This window comes from Cobetia sp. 5-11-6-3, assembly GCF_013374055.1.
GTDB classification, from domain to species: domain Bacteria; phylum Pseudomonadota; class Gammaproteobacteria; order Pseudomonadales; family Halomonadaceae; genus Cobetia; species Cobetia marina.
On sequence record NZ_BLWJ01000008.1, the window covers coordinates 55,080 to 71,370 of the forward strand.

Annotated in this window: 13 protein-coding genes; 6 read left to right on the top strand and 7 right to left on the bottom strand. The window is 63.3% G+C overall.

The features are described from left to right. Positions 1-14 precede the first annotated feature (14 nt). The 4 genes from HXS66_RS13420 to HXS66_RS13435 form a co-directional block, all read right to left on the bottom strand. A complete protein-coding gene (locus tag HXS66_RS13420; RefSeq protein WP_176503799.1) occupies positions 15-1,028 on the bottom strand; it encodes a D-glycerate dehydrogenase in 1,014 nt (337 codons plus the stop codon). A 163-nt stretch (positions 1,029-1,191) separates the two neighbouring features. Next, entirely contained in the window at positions 1,192-2,214 is a 1,023-nt protein-coding gene (locus HXS66_RS13425; RefSeq protein ID WP_176503916.1) for a sugar kinase, read from the bottom strand. A 144-nt stretch (positions 2,215-2,358) separates the two neighbouring features. Beyond that, a complete protein-coding gene (locus HXS66_RS13430) occupies positions 2,359-3,954 on the bottom strand; it encodes an aldehyde dehydrogenase (NADP(+)) (protein ID WP_176503800.1) in 1,596 nt (531 codons plus the stop codon). Between the two features lie 222 nt (positions 3,955-4,176). Next, positions 4,177-4,953, bottom strand: coding sequence for an SDR family NAD(P)-dependent oxidoreductase (locus tag HXS66_RS13435; RefSeq protein WP_054557138.1), 777 nt, complete (start codon positions 4,951-4,953; stop codon positions 4,177-4,179). A 647-nt stretch (positions 4,954-5,600) separates the two neighbouring features. Here HXS66_RS13435 and HXS66_RS13440 point away from each other — a divergent pair. The 4 genes from HXS66_RS13440 (at position 5,601) to HXS66_RS13455 (ending at position 9,496) form a co-directional block, all read left to right on the top strand. Next, positions 5,601-6,566, top strand: coding sequence for a tripartite tricarboxylate transporter substrate binding protein (locus HXS66_RS13440; protein ID WP_176503801.1), 966 nt, complete (start codon positions 5,601-5,603; stop codon positions 6,564-6,566). 76 nt (positions 6,567-6,642) lie between these two features. Then, positions 6,643-7,113 (top strand): tripartite tricarboxylate transporter TctB family protein, encoded by a 471-nt coding sequence (locus HXS66_RS13445; RefSeq protein WP_084208377.1) that lies wholly within the window; start codon positions 6,643-6,645, stop codon positions 7,111-7,113. Next, on the top strand, positions 7,113-8,633 hold the full coding sequence (locus HXS66_RS13450; protein WP_255303261.1) for a tripartite tricarboxylate transporter permease: 1,521 nt from the start codon (positions 7,113-7,115) through the stop codon (positions 8,631-8,633). The genes HXS66_RS13445 and HXS66_RS13450 overlap by 1 nt, the downstream gene beginning before the upstream one ends. Positions 8,634-8,794: 161 nt before the next feature. Then, the gene (locus tag HXS66_RS13455) at positions 8,795-9,496 is read left to right on the top strand and encodes a FadR/GntR family transcriptional regulator (RefSeq protein WP_077377578.1); all 702 of its coding nucleotides are present in this window, start codon (positions 8,795-8,797) and stop codon (positions 9,494-9,496) included. A gap of 121 nt (positions 9,497-9,617) precedes the next feature. On the opposite strand, the gene dauA is transcribed toward HXS66_RS13455, so the two are convergent. Continuing rightward, entirely contained in the window at positions 9,618-11,420 is a 1,803-nt protein-coding gene (gene dauA, locus HXS66_RS13460) for a C4-dicarboxylic acid transporter DauA (RefSeq protein WP_176503802.1), read from the bottom strand. A gap of 295 nt (positions 11,421-11,715) precedes the next feature. Between dauA and HXS66_RS13465 the strand changes: the two genes are divergently transcribed. After that, positions 11,716-11,904: a CopG family transcriptional regulator gene (locus HXS66_RS13465; protein WP_084208379.1), complete on the top strand. Its 189-nt coding sequence runs from the start codon at positions 11,716-11,718 to the stop codon at positions 11,902-11,904. A gap of 175 nt (positions 11,905-12,079) precedes the next feature. On the opposite strand, the gene HXS66_RS13470 is transcribed toward HXS66_RS13465, so the two are convergent. Continuing rightward, complete coding sequence (locus HXS66_RS13470; RefSeq protein WP_176503803.1) at positions 12,080-13,366, bottom strand: FAD-dependent oxidoreductase; 1,287 nt, start codon at positions 13,364-13,366, stop codon at positions 12,080-12,082. Between the two features lie 244 nt (positions 13,367-13,610). After that, positions 13,611-15,020, bottom strand: coding sequence for a sodium:solute symporter (locus HXS66_RS13475; RefSeq protein WP_176503804.1), 1,410 nt, complete (start codon positions 15,018-15,020; stop codon positions 13,611-13,613). A 246-nt stretch (positions 15,021-15,266) separates the two neighbouring features. Between HXS66_RS13475 and HXS66_RS13480 the strand changes: the two genes are divergently transcribed. Next, positions 15,267-16,238 carry a LysR family transcriptional regulator gene (locus HXS66_RS13480; RefSeq protein WP_176503805.1) on the top strand — a complete coding sequence of 324 codons (972 nt, stop codon included), beginning with the start codon at positions 15,267-15,269 and terminating at the stop codon, positions 16,236-16,238. The last annotated feature ends 53 nt before the right edge of the window (positions 16,239-16,291 follow it).

A 16,291-nucleotide genomic window follows, 5' to 3' on the forward strand; every position in this document is an offset into this window, starting at 1 on the left:
TACCGGCCACCGGTCTACCGGCGCGTCCAGTTGGCTTCATTGACCGCACTCAGCGGTGATTTCCCCGCCAGCGCCAACAGCAGGTTGTCCAGCGCCCGCTGCGCCATGGCGCGGCGTGTCTCATGGGTGGCAGAGCCGATGTGCGGCAGCGCCACGACCTGTGGCAGGCGCGTCAGCGGTGAACTTGCCGGCAGCGGCTCCTGCTCGAAGACATCCAGCCCGGCACCGAGAATGCCGCCGCGTTCCAGGCATTCGATCAAGGCCGCTTCATCGATGACACGCCCGCGGGCGATGTTGATCAGGATGGCGCTGGCGGGCATCAGTTCCAGCTCACGCCTGCCGATCAGGCGGTCAGTCTGCTCGCTGAGCGGGACGGTGACGCAGACGAAATCGCTGGTCTTGAGCAAGGTGTCCAGCACGACGCGGCTCGCGCCCAGTTCGCTCTCCAGCGCAGGCTTGGGGGAGGCATTCGAGTACTGGACTCGCATGCCGAAGCCGAGTGCACCGCGCCGCGCGATCGCCGCGCCGATGCGGCCCATGCCCACCATGCCGAGTGTCTTGCCGTGCACGTCCGTACCGAAGTGAGGCGGTGTGAGGCCATGTGTCCATTGGCCGTCGCGCACCATGTTGGCCAGCTCCACCGCGCGTCGTGCCGTGGCCATGATCAACAGGAAGCCGACATCGGCGGTGGTCTCGGTCAGCACGTCCGGGGTGTTGCACAGCAGGATGCCGCGCGCGTCCATCGCTTCAAGCGGGTAGTTGTCATAGCCCACGGAGACCGTGCAGATCACCCGCAGTGCGGGGGCGGCATCCAACAGCGCTTCCGTGATCCTGTGTCCAGAGCAGATGAGTCCATGGGCATCGTGCAGGGCGTCGTGCAGTGCCGCATCCAGCGCTTCGGCGCTGTCATGCCCCTCTAGCAGCACGACGTCATGCCGCTCGCGCAGGGTGGCCATCTGCTCATCATCCAGCGCCTTGAGCACCACAACCTTGCGGCGGGTCACGCACTCGTCTGCGTCACTTGTCATATGGCTGTTACCTCGGGCCGAGTAGTGCTGTGCATGCATCCTTGCCTCCTTGAGAGCGTGGGCGATGAACTGACCGGCAGACTGCCGTCGGGAGTGTGTCACCCCTGGTCGTGTCATCACTGGTTGTGTCACCACTGGTTGTCATTGGAAACCGGCCGCGAACTCAGGACACGCTGACGGCATCACCCGCTTCGAGCGCCTTGAGCGTCGCGCGATCCGGCAGGCCCTCCATGTCACCCCGCACCTGAACGGCACGGCTGCCGAGCAGATTGGCGCGATGCATGGCGTCTTTCGGGGAGAGCCCTTCAAGCAGTGCGCTGACGACACCTACCGCAAAGGCGTCGCCTGCCCCCACGGTATCGACGACCTTGTCGACCCGCAGGCCCGGAACGCTGAAGGCGGCTTCCTGGCCGCCGATCATCCCGCGGTAATAGCTGCCCTCAGGGCCCAGCTTGATGATGACGGCCTTGGCACCTTGCTCGAGATAGTGGCCGGCGATGGCCTCAGGCGTCTTCTGGCCGGTCAGTCGCTCGCCTTCCGCAAGCCCCGGCAACACCCAGTCGGCGCGGCTTGCCAGCTGATTGAGTGTGTCGCGCATCTCCTGCTCGCTTGACCACAGGGTAGGGCGCAGATTGGGATCAAAGGAGATACTGGCACCGGATTGACGGGCCTGTTCGAAGAGATGGAAGGATAGTTCACGACAGCTGGGGGAGATGGCCGGCGGAATGCCGGTGGCATGCAGGTGGCGCAGGGCGCTGAAGTCGATGCCATCGGCGTCACTGGCATTCATGCGGCTGGCGGCGCTGCCCTGACGGAAATACTCGACATGCGGATCTTCTCCCTGGCTGGCGCGTGCCTTGAACATCAGGCCGGTAGGGGCATCGCCGTCGCGGGTCAGGTGGCGACAGTCCAGCCCGTTGTCTTCCAGGGTCTGGCGCAGATAGCGCCCGAGGCTGTCGTCGCCCACGCGGCTCAGCCAGCCGACATGAAATCCCAGCCGGGCGAGGCCGATGGCCACGTTGGTATCGGCGCCGGCGATGCGTCGCTCGTAGTGCGAGACCTGTGCAAGATCGCCCTCGCTTTCGGCGACCAGCAGCGCCATCGCTTCGCCAAAGGCGAGGATTTCCAGTGGCGAGGAAGAAGAGAAAGAGGCGGGCGTCGATGACGCGTTGGCTTGCTCAGACATCATGGCGTGTCCTGTGTAGTTGGAGCCGTTCCTTGTGCTTGTCCTGCATGACGACACGGCTGGCGAAGCCGCGCCGTCATGGAAATTGCCGTACTGCGTATTGTCGGTCAGACGTCACTCACTGCACGTCACTTGGGCAATGACTCAGAGCTGGCGCTTGCCGTCCACCAGACGCGGCAGGCCCTGGGTGCTGTCACGCAGGGTCGGGCTCAGCAGTGCCTCGGGCAGATCCTGATAGCAGACCGGACGCAGGAAGCGTTCGATGGCCGCGCTGCCCACCGAGGTGGTGCGGCTGTCAGAGGTTGCCGGCCAGGGGCCACCGTGGACCATCGCCTGACAGACTTCGACACCCGTCGGCCAGCCATTGGCGAGAATGCGACCGGCGCGACGCTCGAGCACCGGCATCAGGGTGCGGGCGGCGTCGATATCGGCATCGTCCAGGTGCAGGGTGGCGGTCAGCTGGCCTTCCAGGTGCTCGCAGACCGCACGCATCTCGTCCAGATCGCGACAGGCGATGACCAGCGAGCTGGCACCGAAGACTTCTTCCTGCAATGCGGCTTCACTCAGGAAGTCGCTGCCGGTGGTGCGGAACAGTGCGGTCTGACACGGACTTGCGTTGTCGCCATCCAGTGCGCCGCGCGCGACTTCCTGTACCTGGGGCAGGGCGGAGAGCTTCTCCACGCCACCCCGGTAGGCGTCGTGGATGCCCGGCGTCAGCATCGTCTGGCAGGCACTGGCCGCGACATTGTCGGCGGCGGTCTTGAGGAAACGCTCCAGCGCTTCGCCTTCGAGGGCCAGCACCAGTCCCGGGTTGGTGCAGAACTGGCCGGCGCCCATGTTGAGCGAGGCGATGAAGGCCTGTCCCAGCCCTTCGGCACGGGCTTCCAGCGCGGCCGGCATCAGCAGTACCGGGTTGATGCTGCTCATCTCGGCGTAGACCGGGATCGGCTGAGGACGTGCCTGGGCCGTCTTGAGCAGTGCGGTACCGCCACTGCGTGACCCGGTGAAGCCCACGGCCTGAATGCGCGGATCATTGACCAGTGCCTGACCCAGGGTGTTGCCGCTGCCGTAGAGCAGCGAGAAGACGCCTTCCGGCAGGTTGCAACGTGTCACGGCGCGCTGGATGGCGCCGCCGACCAGCTCGGACGTCCCCGGGTGAGCGGAGTGTGCCTTGACGATGACCGGGCAGCCAGCCGCCAGTGCCGAGGCGGTATCGCCACCGGCCACCGAGAAGGCCAGCGGGAAGTTGCTGGCCCCGAAGACGGCGACAGGGCCGAGGCCGATGCGACGCTGGCGCAGGTCGGCGCGCGGCATCGGGCTGCGTTCCGGCATGGCCGGGTCGATGCGCACATCCAGCCACTCACCAGCGCGCACGACGCCGGCGAACAGGCGCAGCTGACCGCAGGTACGGCCACGTTCCCCTTCCAGACGAGCCCGCGGCAGGCCAGTTTCCTGAAGGGCGCGCTCGGTGATCTGCTCGCCGATGGCCTCGATTTCCTCGGCGATGGTCTCGAGGAAGCCGGCGCGGGTTTCAGCATCCGTTTCCCGGAAGCTGTCAAAGGCGTCGTGTGCCAGCTGGCAGGCCAGCTCCACCTCACGGGCACCACCGGCCGGATAGCCCGGCGCCAGGCGCTCACCGTTGGCAGGATTGATGGCGTGTACCGGCTTGCCGTCGGCCAGCAGACTCTGCTGTCCGATGATCTGGTGGCCGCGCAGTGTCGTCTGATCGGAAGGTGACATAAGGCGTCTCTCTTTTCGTGGGGCGTTCTTTTCGTGGGCACAGTCCGGAATGTCCCGCCTCCATCGCCCTCATGGGGCGCGACGCGGGACAAGGGAATGCTCGTCTCGACTGACGGTGCATGGCGGGACTGTTGCGTGCCGACATGTCATGAGGCCGAGGGCGAGACATTCAGGCTGCTGGGGCGCGTCTCATGGGCGCGATGCCGTCGTGGGCGGTATGCCTCACGGGCACATCTGGCCGCCATTGATGTCGATCACCTGGCCCGTGATGTAGCCACTGGTGGCGTGGGAGGCGAGGAACAGGAAGGTCGGTGCACATTCCTCGGAGGTGCCGAAGCGGCCCATGGCGATGCTGCCGGCGATCTTGGCACGCAGCTCTTCGCTCTTGTCGGCGTGGAAGACGGTATCGATGGTGCCCGGCGACACGATGTTGAAGCGCACGTTGTCCTTGGTGAATTCCTTCACCCAGTTGCGGTGCAGGTTGTGCAGCATGGCCTTGGTGCCGCCGTACAGGGAGGCGCCGAGACCACCGCCCTCGCGACCCGCGATGGAGCCGGTGCTGATGACGCTGGCGGTGGTGCCGGAATCCTTGGCGGAGGCCTTCAGATGCGGCATGGCATATTTGGTCGTCATGATCGCGGAGCGCAGGTTCAGGTCCATCACCAGGTCGAAGGCGGCATCATCCAGGCTCTCGAGTCCGGCACGCACGCCCAGGCCACCAGCGTTGTTGACGAGCACGTCCATGCCGCCGAAGGCCTTGGTGAAGTCCTCGACCAGGGCGGCGCAGCCTTCGCTGGTGGACAGGTCGCGTGCGAAATATTCAAAGCGGGCACCGGTGGCTTCCATCTGGGCGATGGCGTCGCGAGCGGCGTCATCCTGCTGGCGGCTGTTGATGCCGACCACTGCCCCTTCACGGGCGAAGGCCACGGCGGCTGCCAGACCAATACCCTTGGTGGAGCCGGTGATGAGGACTTTCTTCTGCTTGAGATCGGTGAACATGTGGGATTCCTGACGGTGGAAAGCCGTACGCTCTTGGAGGCGGCATGGCGAATGAAAGGTGGAGGAAGTTGCGGCGAGCATTGGCTCCCTCTCGGCACGAGTCACCTTAGCCCAGGCAGACACGATCGACAAACAAATAATGACAACTGGCGAGTAGTGCTTTAGTGCAGTTCGCCGTTGGGTATCTCTGGATCACCCGCCAATGGCACCTGGCAGGACGCGGGCTGGTTTCGGGACAGGGCAGGCGAGCTTTCCTGGAATGAAGGAAAGGGTGATTTGTCGTGAATTGACAGATAAATAAGTAAAATCAATAAGTTATTCAGGTTTATCGTAGTCAGCCATGCGCAGGATACGCCGTGGATTGCGGCCATTGGATAAGGGTCTCGCTAGCCCGGTTCGGCTATCCTAGAGGTAGATCCCGTCAGACCCCCACGACAGCCAACCCTTACCTCCCTCCTGATGCTCATTTTTGGATTGGTCTAAAGTTCAAGTTGTCATAACTTGTAAAATTCGTGCATCCCGCTGACACTGATCTCAGTGCCTGGGGCAGCCAACGCCAACCTTCATGACGCTGTCCCACGCTGCAATGCCGCAACAGACATAGCCACGCAACGCCTCCATAACAAGACAACGAGAGAGTCTTCGCCATGCGTAAATTGTCACAAGTCCTCTGCGCCTCCGTGCTGACCCTGTCCGCTTCCGCGGTGATGGCAGCCGACTATCCCTACAAGCCCATCACGCTGATCGTGCCATGGTCTGCCGGTGGTGGCAGCGATGCGGTCGGCCGTCAGCTGGCGGCGGGTCTTCAGGAAGAGCTCGGTCAGCCTGTCAATGTGGTCAACAAGACCGGCGGTTCCGGGGTGGTGGGTCACATGTCCATGAAGATGGCGCGCCCCGACGGTTACACCTTGGGGCTTGGCACCGCAGAGATTGCCACCTACCAGCATATTGGTACCGCGCAGCTGTCCTATGAGGACTTCACGCCCATCGCGCTGCTGAATCTGGATTACGCCTCCTTCACGGTGAACGCCGATTCCGAGTGGAAGACCCTGGATGATGCGCTGTCGGCGCTGAAGGCCAATCCGAGCGATTACACCGTCTCCGGCTCCGCGCCCGGGGCTGCCTATCATCTTTCCTTCGCCGGCTTCCTGGATCAGCAGGGCATCAATCCGAATGACGTGACACTGGTGCCCAGTGAAGGCGCCGCGCCGGGTCTGCAGGAGCTGGCAGCCGGTGGTGTGGATATCGTGTTCTCCTCGCTTCCGGAAATCGAGTCCATGCGCAAGTCCGGACGCGTCAAGGCGCTGGCGGTGCTGGCCAATGATCGCGTCGATTCCTTTGAGGATGTGCCTTCTGCCAAGGAGCTGACCGGCTCCGAGTGGAGCCAGGGCTCCTGGCGTGGCCTGGTCGGGCCCAAGGGGCTGCCGGAAGAGGTGACCGCACGCCTGTCGGAAGCCACCGAGAAGGTCTGGAAGTCCAAGCAGTTCCAGGACTTCATGTCCGGTCGCGGTTACGGCACCGTCTGGGAAGATGCCGAAGGTTTCCGTGCCTTCATGAAAGATCAGGATGAGAAGAACGCAGCCACCATCGAAAAGCTGGGCCTGGCCAACTGAACGCGCGGGTCGCCGTGAGCGTCTGCCATTCAGCGTGTTCGACCGTTTCTTCCTGAGTCTTCATGAGTAACCGCACATGCGTACCAACGACAAGGTCACGGGTGTGGTGACGGCAGCCTTCGGGGCTGCCGTCATATATGCCTCCCTCGACTTGAAGAACCTGCCGCGCCAGGAATATGGGGCCGGTACCTTTCCCACGGTCATCGGCGCACTGCTGATGCTGTTCGGAGCCATCCTGCTCGTCCGTGGGCTGCGCAATCGTGAAGTCTGGTTTGCCTGGCAGCACCCTGTGCCGCTGATCACCTTCATCATGACATTGGCGGCCATCTGCGCCTCCATCGTGGCCTATATCTACCTGACGCCAGTCATCGGTTTCCCGGTGGTGTCCTTCGTGCTGCTCACGTTGTTGCTCTATGCCTTCCATCATCGTCGCTGGTTGCCTGCCGGTGGTATCGCGCTGGTGGCCACGGGAGTGATCTGGGAAGTCTTCGGCCAATTGCTGCACGTTCCGCTTGAGCTGGGCCTGCTGGAAAAGGTGATCTACTGATGAGTGACTTACTGCAAGCCGCCACGATGGTGTTCACGTGGGAAGTGATGCTGATCATTCTGGCCGCCTCCCTCTTCGGGCTCTTCATGGGCGCCATCCCTGGCCTGACGGCCACCATGGCCACGGCACTGCTGGTGCCGGTCACCTTCTTCATGGAGCCGCTGCCGGCCATCGCCGCCATCGTGTCCGCGACTGCCATGGCCATCGTGGCCGGCGACATTCCCGGGGCGTTATTGAGGATTCCCGGCACACCGGCCTCGGCGGTTTATACCGAGGAAGCCTATGCGATGGGCAAGCAGGGCAAGGTCGGGCTGGCACTGGGGCTGAACGTGACCTGCTCGATGATCGGTGGGGTGATCGGGGTGCTGATCCTGGCCTTCTTCGCGCCGCGCATTGCCGAGTTCGCCATCCAGTTCACCAGTGACGAATATTTCTGGCTGGCGCTGCTGGGGCTTTCCTGCGCGATCCTCGTCTCCGGCAGTGACCCGCTCAAGGGCGGAATCTCGATGCTGGCGGGGCTGGTCATCGCGATGGTGGGCATGGACAGCGTCTCGGGTCAGATGCGTTTCACCTTCGGCAACTATGACCTGCTGGCCGGTATCTCCATTCTGCCGGTGCTGATCGGACTGTTCGCGATTTCCGAGCTGATCCGTCGTATGCCGGAAACCCGCAATGCCGCGCCGCTGGTGCCGCCCGTCATCAAGCGTCCCTTCGAAGGCGTTGGCGCAGCGCTCTGGAAATACAAGGGCGGTGTCGTTCGCGGCGGTGCCCTGGGGACCGTGATCGGGGCCTTGCCGGGCGCCGGTGCCGATATCGCGTCCTGGATCAGCTATGCCGTGAGTCGCAAGCTCTCCAGGACTCCGGAGAAGTTCGGCAAGGGGCATCCGGAAGGCCTGGTCTCGGCCAGTTCCGCCAACAATGCCTCGTTGTCCGGGGCCTATATTCCGGCACTGGTCTTCGGGATCCCGGGGGATACGGTCACGGCGATCATCATCGGCGTCCTGATGACCAAGGGCATCACGCCGGGTCCTGACGTCTTCGTCGACCAGGCACCGTTGGTCAATGCCATCTTCATGGTCTTCGTGCTGGCCAATCTGCTGCTGTTGCCGCTGGGCTTCATGGCGATCCGTGGGGCGCGACACATCCTGTCGATTCCCACCGGTATCCTGTTCCCGCTGATCCTGATGTTCTGCATCGTCGGGGCGTTCGCGGCCAACAATGCGATGTTCGATATCTGGATCATGCTCGGTATCGGCCTGGTGGGCTTCTTCATGGCCGAGAACGACTTCCCGGTCGGGCCGATGATTCTGGCGGTGATTCTGGGGCCGATCGTCGAGAGCAACTTCATGCGCTCGATTCTCAAGTCCAATGGGGATCTGACGGCCTTCGTGGATCGTCCCATCGCCATGGTGCTGGCGATTGCCGCAGTGGCGGTCTGGACCATGATCATCGTCAACGGGGTGAAAGCAGGGCGTCGAGTACCGCAGACACCGGCATCAAAACTCCCTCAGGATGCCTGAGTGAGATGACGCGTCGGACCGAGAGGGACTTGCGGGGGAGCACCCATTGAGGGGGCTGCCCCGTAGCCTTTCCTCATGCGGCAGGGTTTCCGGTAGAATCGCACACCATCTGACATGCCTGAAGGTGGACCAAGAGTGATGAGAAAGGGCGACATGACACGATGAGTGACGCAGCCAAGCATTCACTGTCGTTGGTGGTCTACGAGAAGATACTCGCCGCTATCATCAGCGGTGACTATCCCGTCAACAAGAAGCTGCCGACCGAGGCGCGCCTCTGCGAGCTGTATGAGGTATCCCGCCCGGTACTGCGGGATGCCCTGGCGCGTCTGCGCGAGGACAATCTCGTCGTGTCGCGGCGAGGGTCTGGCAGTTTCGTCATCAATCGGCCTGACAGTGCCGTGCTCGAGTTCGCTCGGATCTCCAGCATCGCCGACATACAACGCTGCTTCGAGTTTCGCACCAATGTCGAGGCCAGTGCGGCGGGCCTCGCCGCGCAGCGGCGCACGCCAGAGCAGCTGGAGCACATACGTCAGCGTTTCGAGGCCATCAATCAGGCCAACCTCAATCATGATCGCGCCTCCGAGGAAGACTTCGAGTTCCACCTCGCGATTACCGAAGCCGCCAGCAATCACTACTACGCCACCGTGCTGCGTTCGCTGAATCAGAGCATCAAGGAAGGCATGAACTTGACGCGCGGTCTGTCACTGCGTGCCTCCGAGGAGCGCCTGCGGATCGTCCAGGATGAGCATCAGGCGATCATCGATGCGATCGCCGGCAAGGATTCACCCGCCGCGGAAAGCGCCATGCGTGCCCATCTCGAGGGGGCGCGTCGGCGTATGTTCGAGGGGGTGCACACGCCCTAGTCTCACAGGGGGCGGGCGCTCCACCTGCCATTTCAGCTCCACGACAATGCCTCTGATCATTCCCGGTCAGAGGCATTGTCGTCTCTGGAGCGCAATGCTGTCCCCGTGATGGCTGCGCTCGTCACTCGTCTGCCAGCCAGCGCCGTGCGACCGCGAAGGCGCGTGGCAGGTTGCGGCACCAGGTCAGCTCTCCCGTGCGCTTGCGAATGCCGGCCCGGCGCAGCTTGACGATCAGATGGCTGGGGAGCCCCGACAGGACCAGCGCCACGTGCTGGTGGCGCATGTCATCGATCAGTGACTGCAGAGCGACGATGGCCGTGCCGTCCATGCTGGGTACATCGGCCATGTCGAGAATCACGATCTGGACCTTGTCATCGACCAGGCGCAGCGAGGTCAGTGCCTTTTCCGCCACGCCGAAGAACAGGGGGCCGTCGATGTCATAGAGCGCAATCGCTCGGGTGTCTTCTCCCTGGGCATGCGTCTGGCGTGGAGGATCGCTCTCTGGCGCATCGTTCTCTGGCGTGTCTGTCTCCGGCATGTCAATGATCTGACGGGTCTGCGTAAGCTGCATCATGCGGCGGATGAACAGCGCCGCCGCCAGGCCGACGCCAACCGCCACCGCCAGTACCATGTTGAACAGCACGGTAAGGCCGAAGCAGATCAACAGGATCGCCACGTCACCGCCGGGGGCAGAGCGCAAGGTATGCACGAAGTGACGAGCCTCGCTCATGTTCCAGGCGACGATGAACAGCAAGGCGGCCAGTGTGGCCATCGGCACTTTTCCCAGCAGTTCCGCCAGCGCGATCACCGCCAGCAGCACCACCGCGGAATGCACCACGGCGGCCAGCGGTGAGCGGGCACCACACCGGATGTTGGTGGCCGTGCGAGCGATGGCGGCGGTGGCGGTGATGCCTCCGAACAGCGGCGCCACCAGGTTGCCCAGCCCCTGGCCGATCAGTTCGGCATCCGGATCATGGCGTGTCCTGGTCAGTCCATCAGACACGACCGAGCACAGCAGGGATTCGATGGCGCCCAGCATGGCGATGGCGATGGCAGGCCCCAGCAATGCGCGGATCAGGGTGAAATCCAGTGGCAGTGGATATCCGTCCGCTCCGGGCAGGTGCCAGGGGGCCAGAAATGCCGGGGCAATCGGAGGGATGCCATTGCCACTGTCGTTCAGCGTTTCCCAGCTGAAGCGTGAGGCAATGGTCTGCACCAGCATTTCATGTGAGTCATCGCCCAGGCCGTGATTGACGGCGTAGGCGGCAAGTGCCCCGACGAACAGGCCCACCAGCGGCGCGGGAATCGGGAGGTGAAGTCGCGGCCATAGCAGCATGACCACCAGCGAAAAGACCCCGATGGACAGTTCGAAAGGATTCAGTGTCGGCAGGGCGGCCAGAATCTGACCGACGTTCTCCACGAAGTGCTCGCCGAGCTGACCGACACTCAGCCCCAGGAAGTCAGGCACCTGCAAGACAGCGATCACGACGGCGATACCCGCGGTAAAACCCAGCACAACGGGATAGGGCACGAACTGGATGAGTCGCCCCATGCGCGCCAGCCCCAGCATGACCAGTATGGCGCCTGCCATCATGGTGGCGATCAGCAGGCCACCGAGCCCGTACTGCTGAACGATGGGGAAAAGGATCACCACGAAGGCCGCTGTCGGGCCGGAGACGTTGACGCGTGAGCCGCCCGTGATGGCAATGATCGCCCCCGCGACGATGGCCGTGTACAAGCCATGCTGTGGTGCGACGCCGGCGGCGATGGCCAGTGCCATGGACAGCGGCACCGCCACGGTGCCGATGGTCAGCCCGGCCAGGATATCCTGGCGGAGATCGGTGAGGCCGTAGCCTGAGTGCCAGGCGGAGCGCAGGCCGGTGGCGATGCGGGGGAGGCGCATGGGAGAGCGGTTGGGGGTCATGGTGGTGGGTCCTCGCGGAGGGAGACGCTACGCTGACTCTGGTGCTGGCGTGTCAGGGCATGGCGTGACATGTCCGAACACGACGAATGCATCAGGCAGCAGCAGGGCGGTCGTCCTGGACTGTCTGCCCTGTCATGACGATTTCATGATAAAGAGATGGTAAAAACATTAACATGTCATTGGCATGGTCGTCATCCGCCCCCCAGTGTCAGAGGGCTGGCCTGTCGGGATTGGCTTGTCTGTACCGGACCCTCGGTATTACCATCAGATGTTAATGGTTTCGGGAGAGCCGAGGATGGAAAAGAAGACCGCACGTCTGACCCTGATGATTGACCCCCACAAGAAGCAGGCCTTCGAGCAACTGTGTGCCACGCAGGACCAGACGCCCTCTCAGGTCGTTCGTCAGTTGATCCGCGAGTATCTGCAGGCACATGGTGTCGAGTACGCCTCCCAGCCCGGGCGTCCGCAACCGCCATCTTCCTGAAAGAACGGGTGTGAAGGGCGTTCTGGCAAGCCGTGACTTGGTCTTCGCTGAAGTGGCCTGCGCTGACAAGCTCTGCGCTGACGCAAGAGACAAGAAGCCCCTGACAGGCGAACCTGTCAGGGGCTTTCACGTTCATGGGCCAGGCCATTCACCCAGCTCTCTCAGATAGGCGAGATCATTGGCAGAACCTGACCGGTGACAGGCTGCGCGCGTAGCCCGGCAGGGGCTCGCCTGCCACCATCCGGGCCACGATATCCCCTGTCTCGGCCGAGAGTGTCAGGCCCAGATGGCCGTGCCCGTAAGCGAGAAGCAGGCCGGGGCTGCCAGGCATTTCGCCCACTACCGGCAGGCCATCGGGGGTGGAGTGGCGCACCCCCATCCAGTGGCGGGCGACGTCGAGGGGCTGACCGAAGAGTGTCTCGCCCCATTGTGTGAGGGCTTGCCAGCGCTGTGGCGAGGCGGGGCGCGACGGCGCACAGAACTCGGTGGTGCCCGCCAGGCGAATGCCTTCCGCCATTGGCGAGGCGTAGAAGTGATGCGCCAGCCAGCCTACCGGGCGTGAGAGTGGCAGCTGGGTGGCAAGTTCGATGTGATAGCCGCGCTCACTGACCACCGGCAGACGCTTGCCGAGTCCCGCCAGTAGTGTGTTGCTCGCGATACCGGCACAGACCACGACATGCGGGACCTCGTGGGAGGTGGTGGCGGTGTCGATGCGCCAACCACCACTGGTCAGCGGCGTGAGGGCGTCGACCTGCTGCGCCGTCCACTCAAGGCCACCTTCTTCCAGCTGTACGAAGAGTTGGTGGCTGAGTGACAGCGGGCTGGTGAGGTGGCGGGTGTCAGGGAAGAACAGGCCGCCTGCCAGCCCCTTCGGGTTGAGCGACGGTTCCATGTCCCGCAGCTGGCTCGCGCCCAGCGCCTGACATTCGACCCCGTCACGGCGCTTGGCCTGGGCCATCTTCTCCAGCGCCGGCGGGGTGATGGCGGTGTCGCGCTGGATCTGCAGGCAGCCATGCTGCTGGAAAAGCGGCGCGGATGTGTGGGTCTGAAGATCATCGATCAGGGCATGCTGTCGTTCGACGGCATTGGCCAGCAAGGCGATTAGATCTGCCTTGTGGCGCTGGAAATTGGTGGGCGTTGCCGCCTTGAGGAAGCGCCAGCCGAAGTCCGCCAGGGCCGGCGTGTGGCGCAGGGCGATGCCAAGGGAGGGCTGCCTGCTCAGCAGGTGGCCCGGCAGCTGACGCAGGGTATCGCCGCTGGCCATCGGTGAGGTGGCGTAGTTGGCGATGAGGCCGGCGTTGCCGAAGGAGGTGCCTTCGCCGATGGGATTCGGGTCATACAAATGAACGTGATAGCCACGTGCCTGCAAGGCGCGGCAGGTCGCCAGGCCGATGATGCCGGCGCCGATGACGGCAATGCTGTCGTGGCTCGCCGCTCGTGCGGCGGGGGATTGCGGGGTCATCGCGCGTACTCTCTTTGCCGGTCATGCCGGGCGGGCAGCCCGACATGATCGGCGTGATGAAGTCGGTGGCAGGGCCGTGACAGGACCATGACAGAGCTTGGAAAGCCTTGGTCGAGCGGCGCAGACCCTGCCGATGGCTCAGTTGTCGCGGTAGAACTTCCAGGAGGCGATGGCGATGCCCACGGCGGTGAGGATGCTCAGCAGGCAGATCACATACAGGGTCAGTCCGAACATGGTCAGGTCCTCAGGAGTGGGTGTGCTGGATCGGGGCGTTCTTGCCGTTGTGGTCTGGCGCCGCGTTCAAGAACTGGTAGACGAGGGTGAAGACCACGATATTGACGATGGCGCCAGCAATCAGTGGGGTGAGCCCGGTGAGGGCTTCCAGTTCCAGGCTACTCCATTTCCACATGCTGGTGGCCAGGGCGCCGGCGATCATCGCGGCCACACCAGCACGCTTGCAGCGAATCCTGAACAGCACGGCGAAGATGAAAGGCAGCAGGATGGTCGGCGCCCACAGGGCGTAGCTCAGCAGCAGCGCATCGATGATCGAGGTGGCGTAAAGCGCGAACACGATGGCGCCCAGGCCGATGGCCAGATTGACGCCGCGCTCGATCCACAGCTGTTGCTTGCCGGACATGGCGGGGTTGATGAAGGGCTTGTAGATGTCGGTGACGAAGATGACCGCTGCCGAGTTCAGATAGGAATCCGCCGTTGACATCACCACCGCCAGTAGTGAGGCCAGCACCAGCCCGGTCAGCCCCAGCGGCAGGGCGTCGCGAATCAGTTCCGGCATGGCCTGATCCGGCGAGATCTGCGGATAGAGCACCAGCGCGATCAAGCCGATGGTGGAGCTGACGGCATAGAACAGCAGACCGAAGCCACCGGCCAGCGAGTAGCCGATCCTGGCATGGCGGGAATCCGGTGCGGACAGGGCGCGCTGGGTGTAGGGCGGGACGAGGGTCTCGCCGAGCAGGAAGGCGATGAAGATGCTGATGAACATCAGCGGCGTGTAATCGCCCATGAGGCTGAAGTGTTCGCTGGGGAGCGCGGCGATCAGGGCCTCGGGGCCACCGATCTTGTCGAGCCCGACGATCATGGTGATGGGCAGGAAGACCGCTAGCATCACGAACTGCACCACGTCAGTCTGGATCACGGCCCACATGCCGCCGGCCGTGGAGTACACCAGTACCACTGCCATGCCAATCAGGATGCCGGTGCTGATCTCGATGCCCAGGATGGCATTGAAGACGGTGCCGATGGCCAGCGCCTGGGCGCCGAGGATGCCGATGCAGAAGATCAGCGAGAAGATGCCGGTCAATAGGCGAGCGCTGCGACCATAGTGATGCGCCATGATGTCGCCGACCGTCTGTGCCCCTGCATAACGCTTGAGGCGTGGCGCGATGTAGAGGCCCGCGATGATGGTGGCGATGGGGAAGGCGGAGGCCGCGAACATGAAGGCGTAGCCTTCGTCGAAGGCCTTGCCGGCGCGACCCATCGAGGCACCCCCGCCGAGGAAGGAAGCGGCGAGCGTGGCGAACAGCACCGGCCAGATGATCTTGTTGCCGGCGACAGCGAAGTCGGCACTGCTGGATGTCTTCCTGGCACTGCGATAGCCGATATACAGCAAGATGGCGAAATACAGCAGTAGCCCCATGAGGTCGATCGTGTGCATTGTCTGTGGCCCTTTGTTGTTGGTTATGAGGGTCTGGTCAGCTTCCTCCCGCTGGGGGTATAAGCACAACTAAAGGCTGTCTATTAAGTCATAAGAACAATTTAGAGCCTATTCACGAGAGGCTAGTCTTGAGCATCCAGTCCCAAGCGTCCATTCTCGAACGCCAGGCACGAGGGCCTTGCCACGAGAGTCCCGTCACGAGAGCCCCGCCACAAGAGCCCAGTTGTCATGAAACTCAGACATAACCTGCGTCAGTTGCAGATCTTCCAGGAAGTGGTGCGCACGGGCAGTCTCTCCCAGGCAGCGCGTCGGCTTGGCTTGACGCAACCGGCGGTGAGCACGGCGATCGCCAATCTGGAGAGTGACGTCGGGTTTCTGCTCTTTCGCCGCAACCACTATGGCACCCAGTTGACACCGGAAGCCGTCCATCTGGCGGAGGGTGTCGACAAGGTGCTGGCATCGGTGGGGCATCTGGATGAACTGACGGATGGTCTGCGTGATGGTCACGCCGGCAAGCTCACCGTGGCCTCGATGCCGGGGCTTTCGCCGACGGTGATGCCTCGAGTGATGTCACGCTATCTTGCCGACTTCCCCAGGAGTCGTCTGTCGCTGCAGACGTTCAGTTCACGCAAGATCGCCGAGTGGGTCGCCGAGGGCCAGTTTGACCTCGGGGTCATCGAGGCAGACGCCGCGGTCGAGGAGCTGGTGCTGGAGGAGTATCAGCTCTGCATGGCACTGGCCGTGCCTGTCATGCATCCGCTGGCGCAACGCGAGGTCTTGTTCCCACAGGATCTGGCCGGGGAAACCATCATCACGCTGGATCAGCACCATCAGAGTACCTTGAAGCTAGCGCGTGCCTTTCAGCAGGCAGGCATGACGCTGCAGGCAAGCATCGAGACCCATCTGTTTCCCTCGGTCGCGATGCTTGTCAATGAAGGGATAGGCATTGCCTTGATCGATCCGGTGACGGCGGAGGCGATGCTGGCGCGGCGCGATTGCCAGCTGCGCGTGGTGCCATTCGCGCCGACCATCAACCTGGATGTCGCGCTGGTCACCTCGCGTTTTCATCCCGTCTCGCGTCAGGGGCAGCGCTTCATGCCCTATCTGACGGCGGAGCTTGCTGCCTGGCAGCAGCGCTCGAAGGAGCGTTATGCCGTGACGATGCCGGAGGATGGCGAGGATGCCGCCCCCATGGTGTGAAGCCACTCATGATGGGTCACCGTCACGGACCTGGTCATCTCCCTCGGCGATAC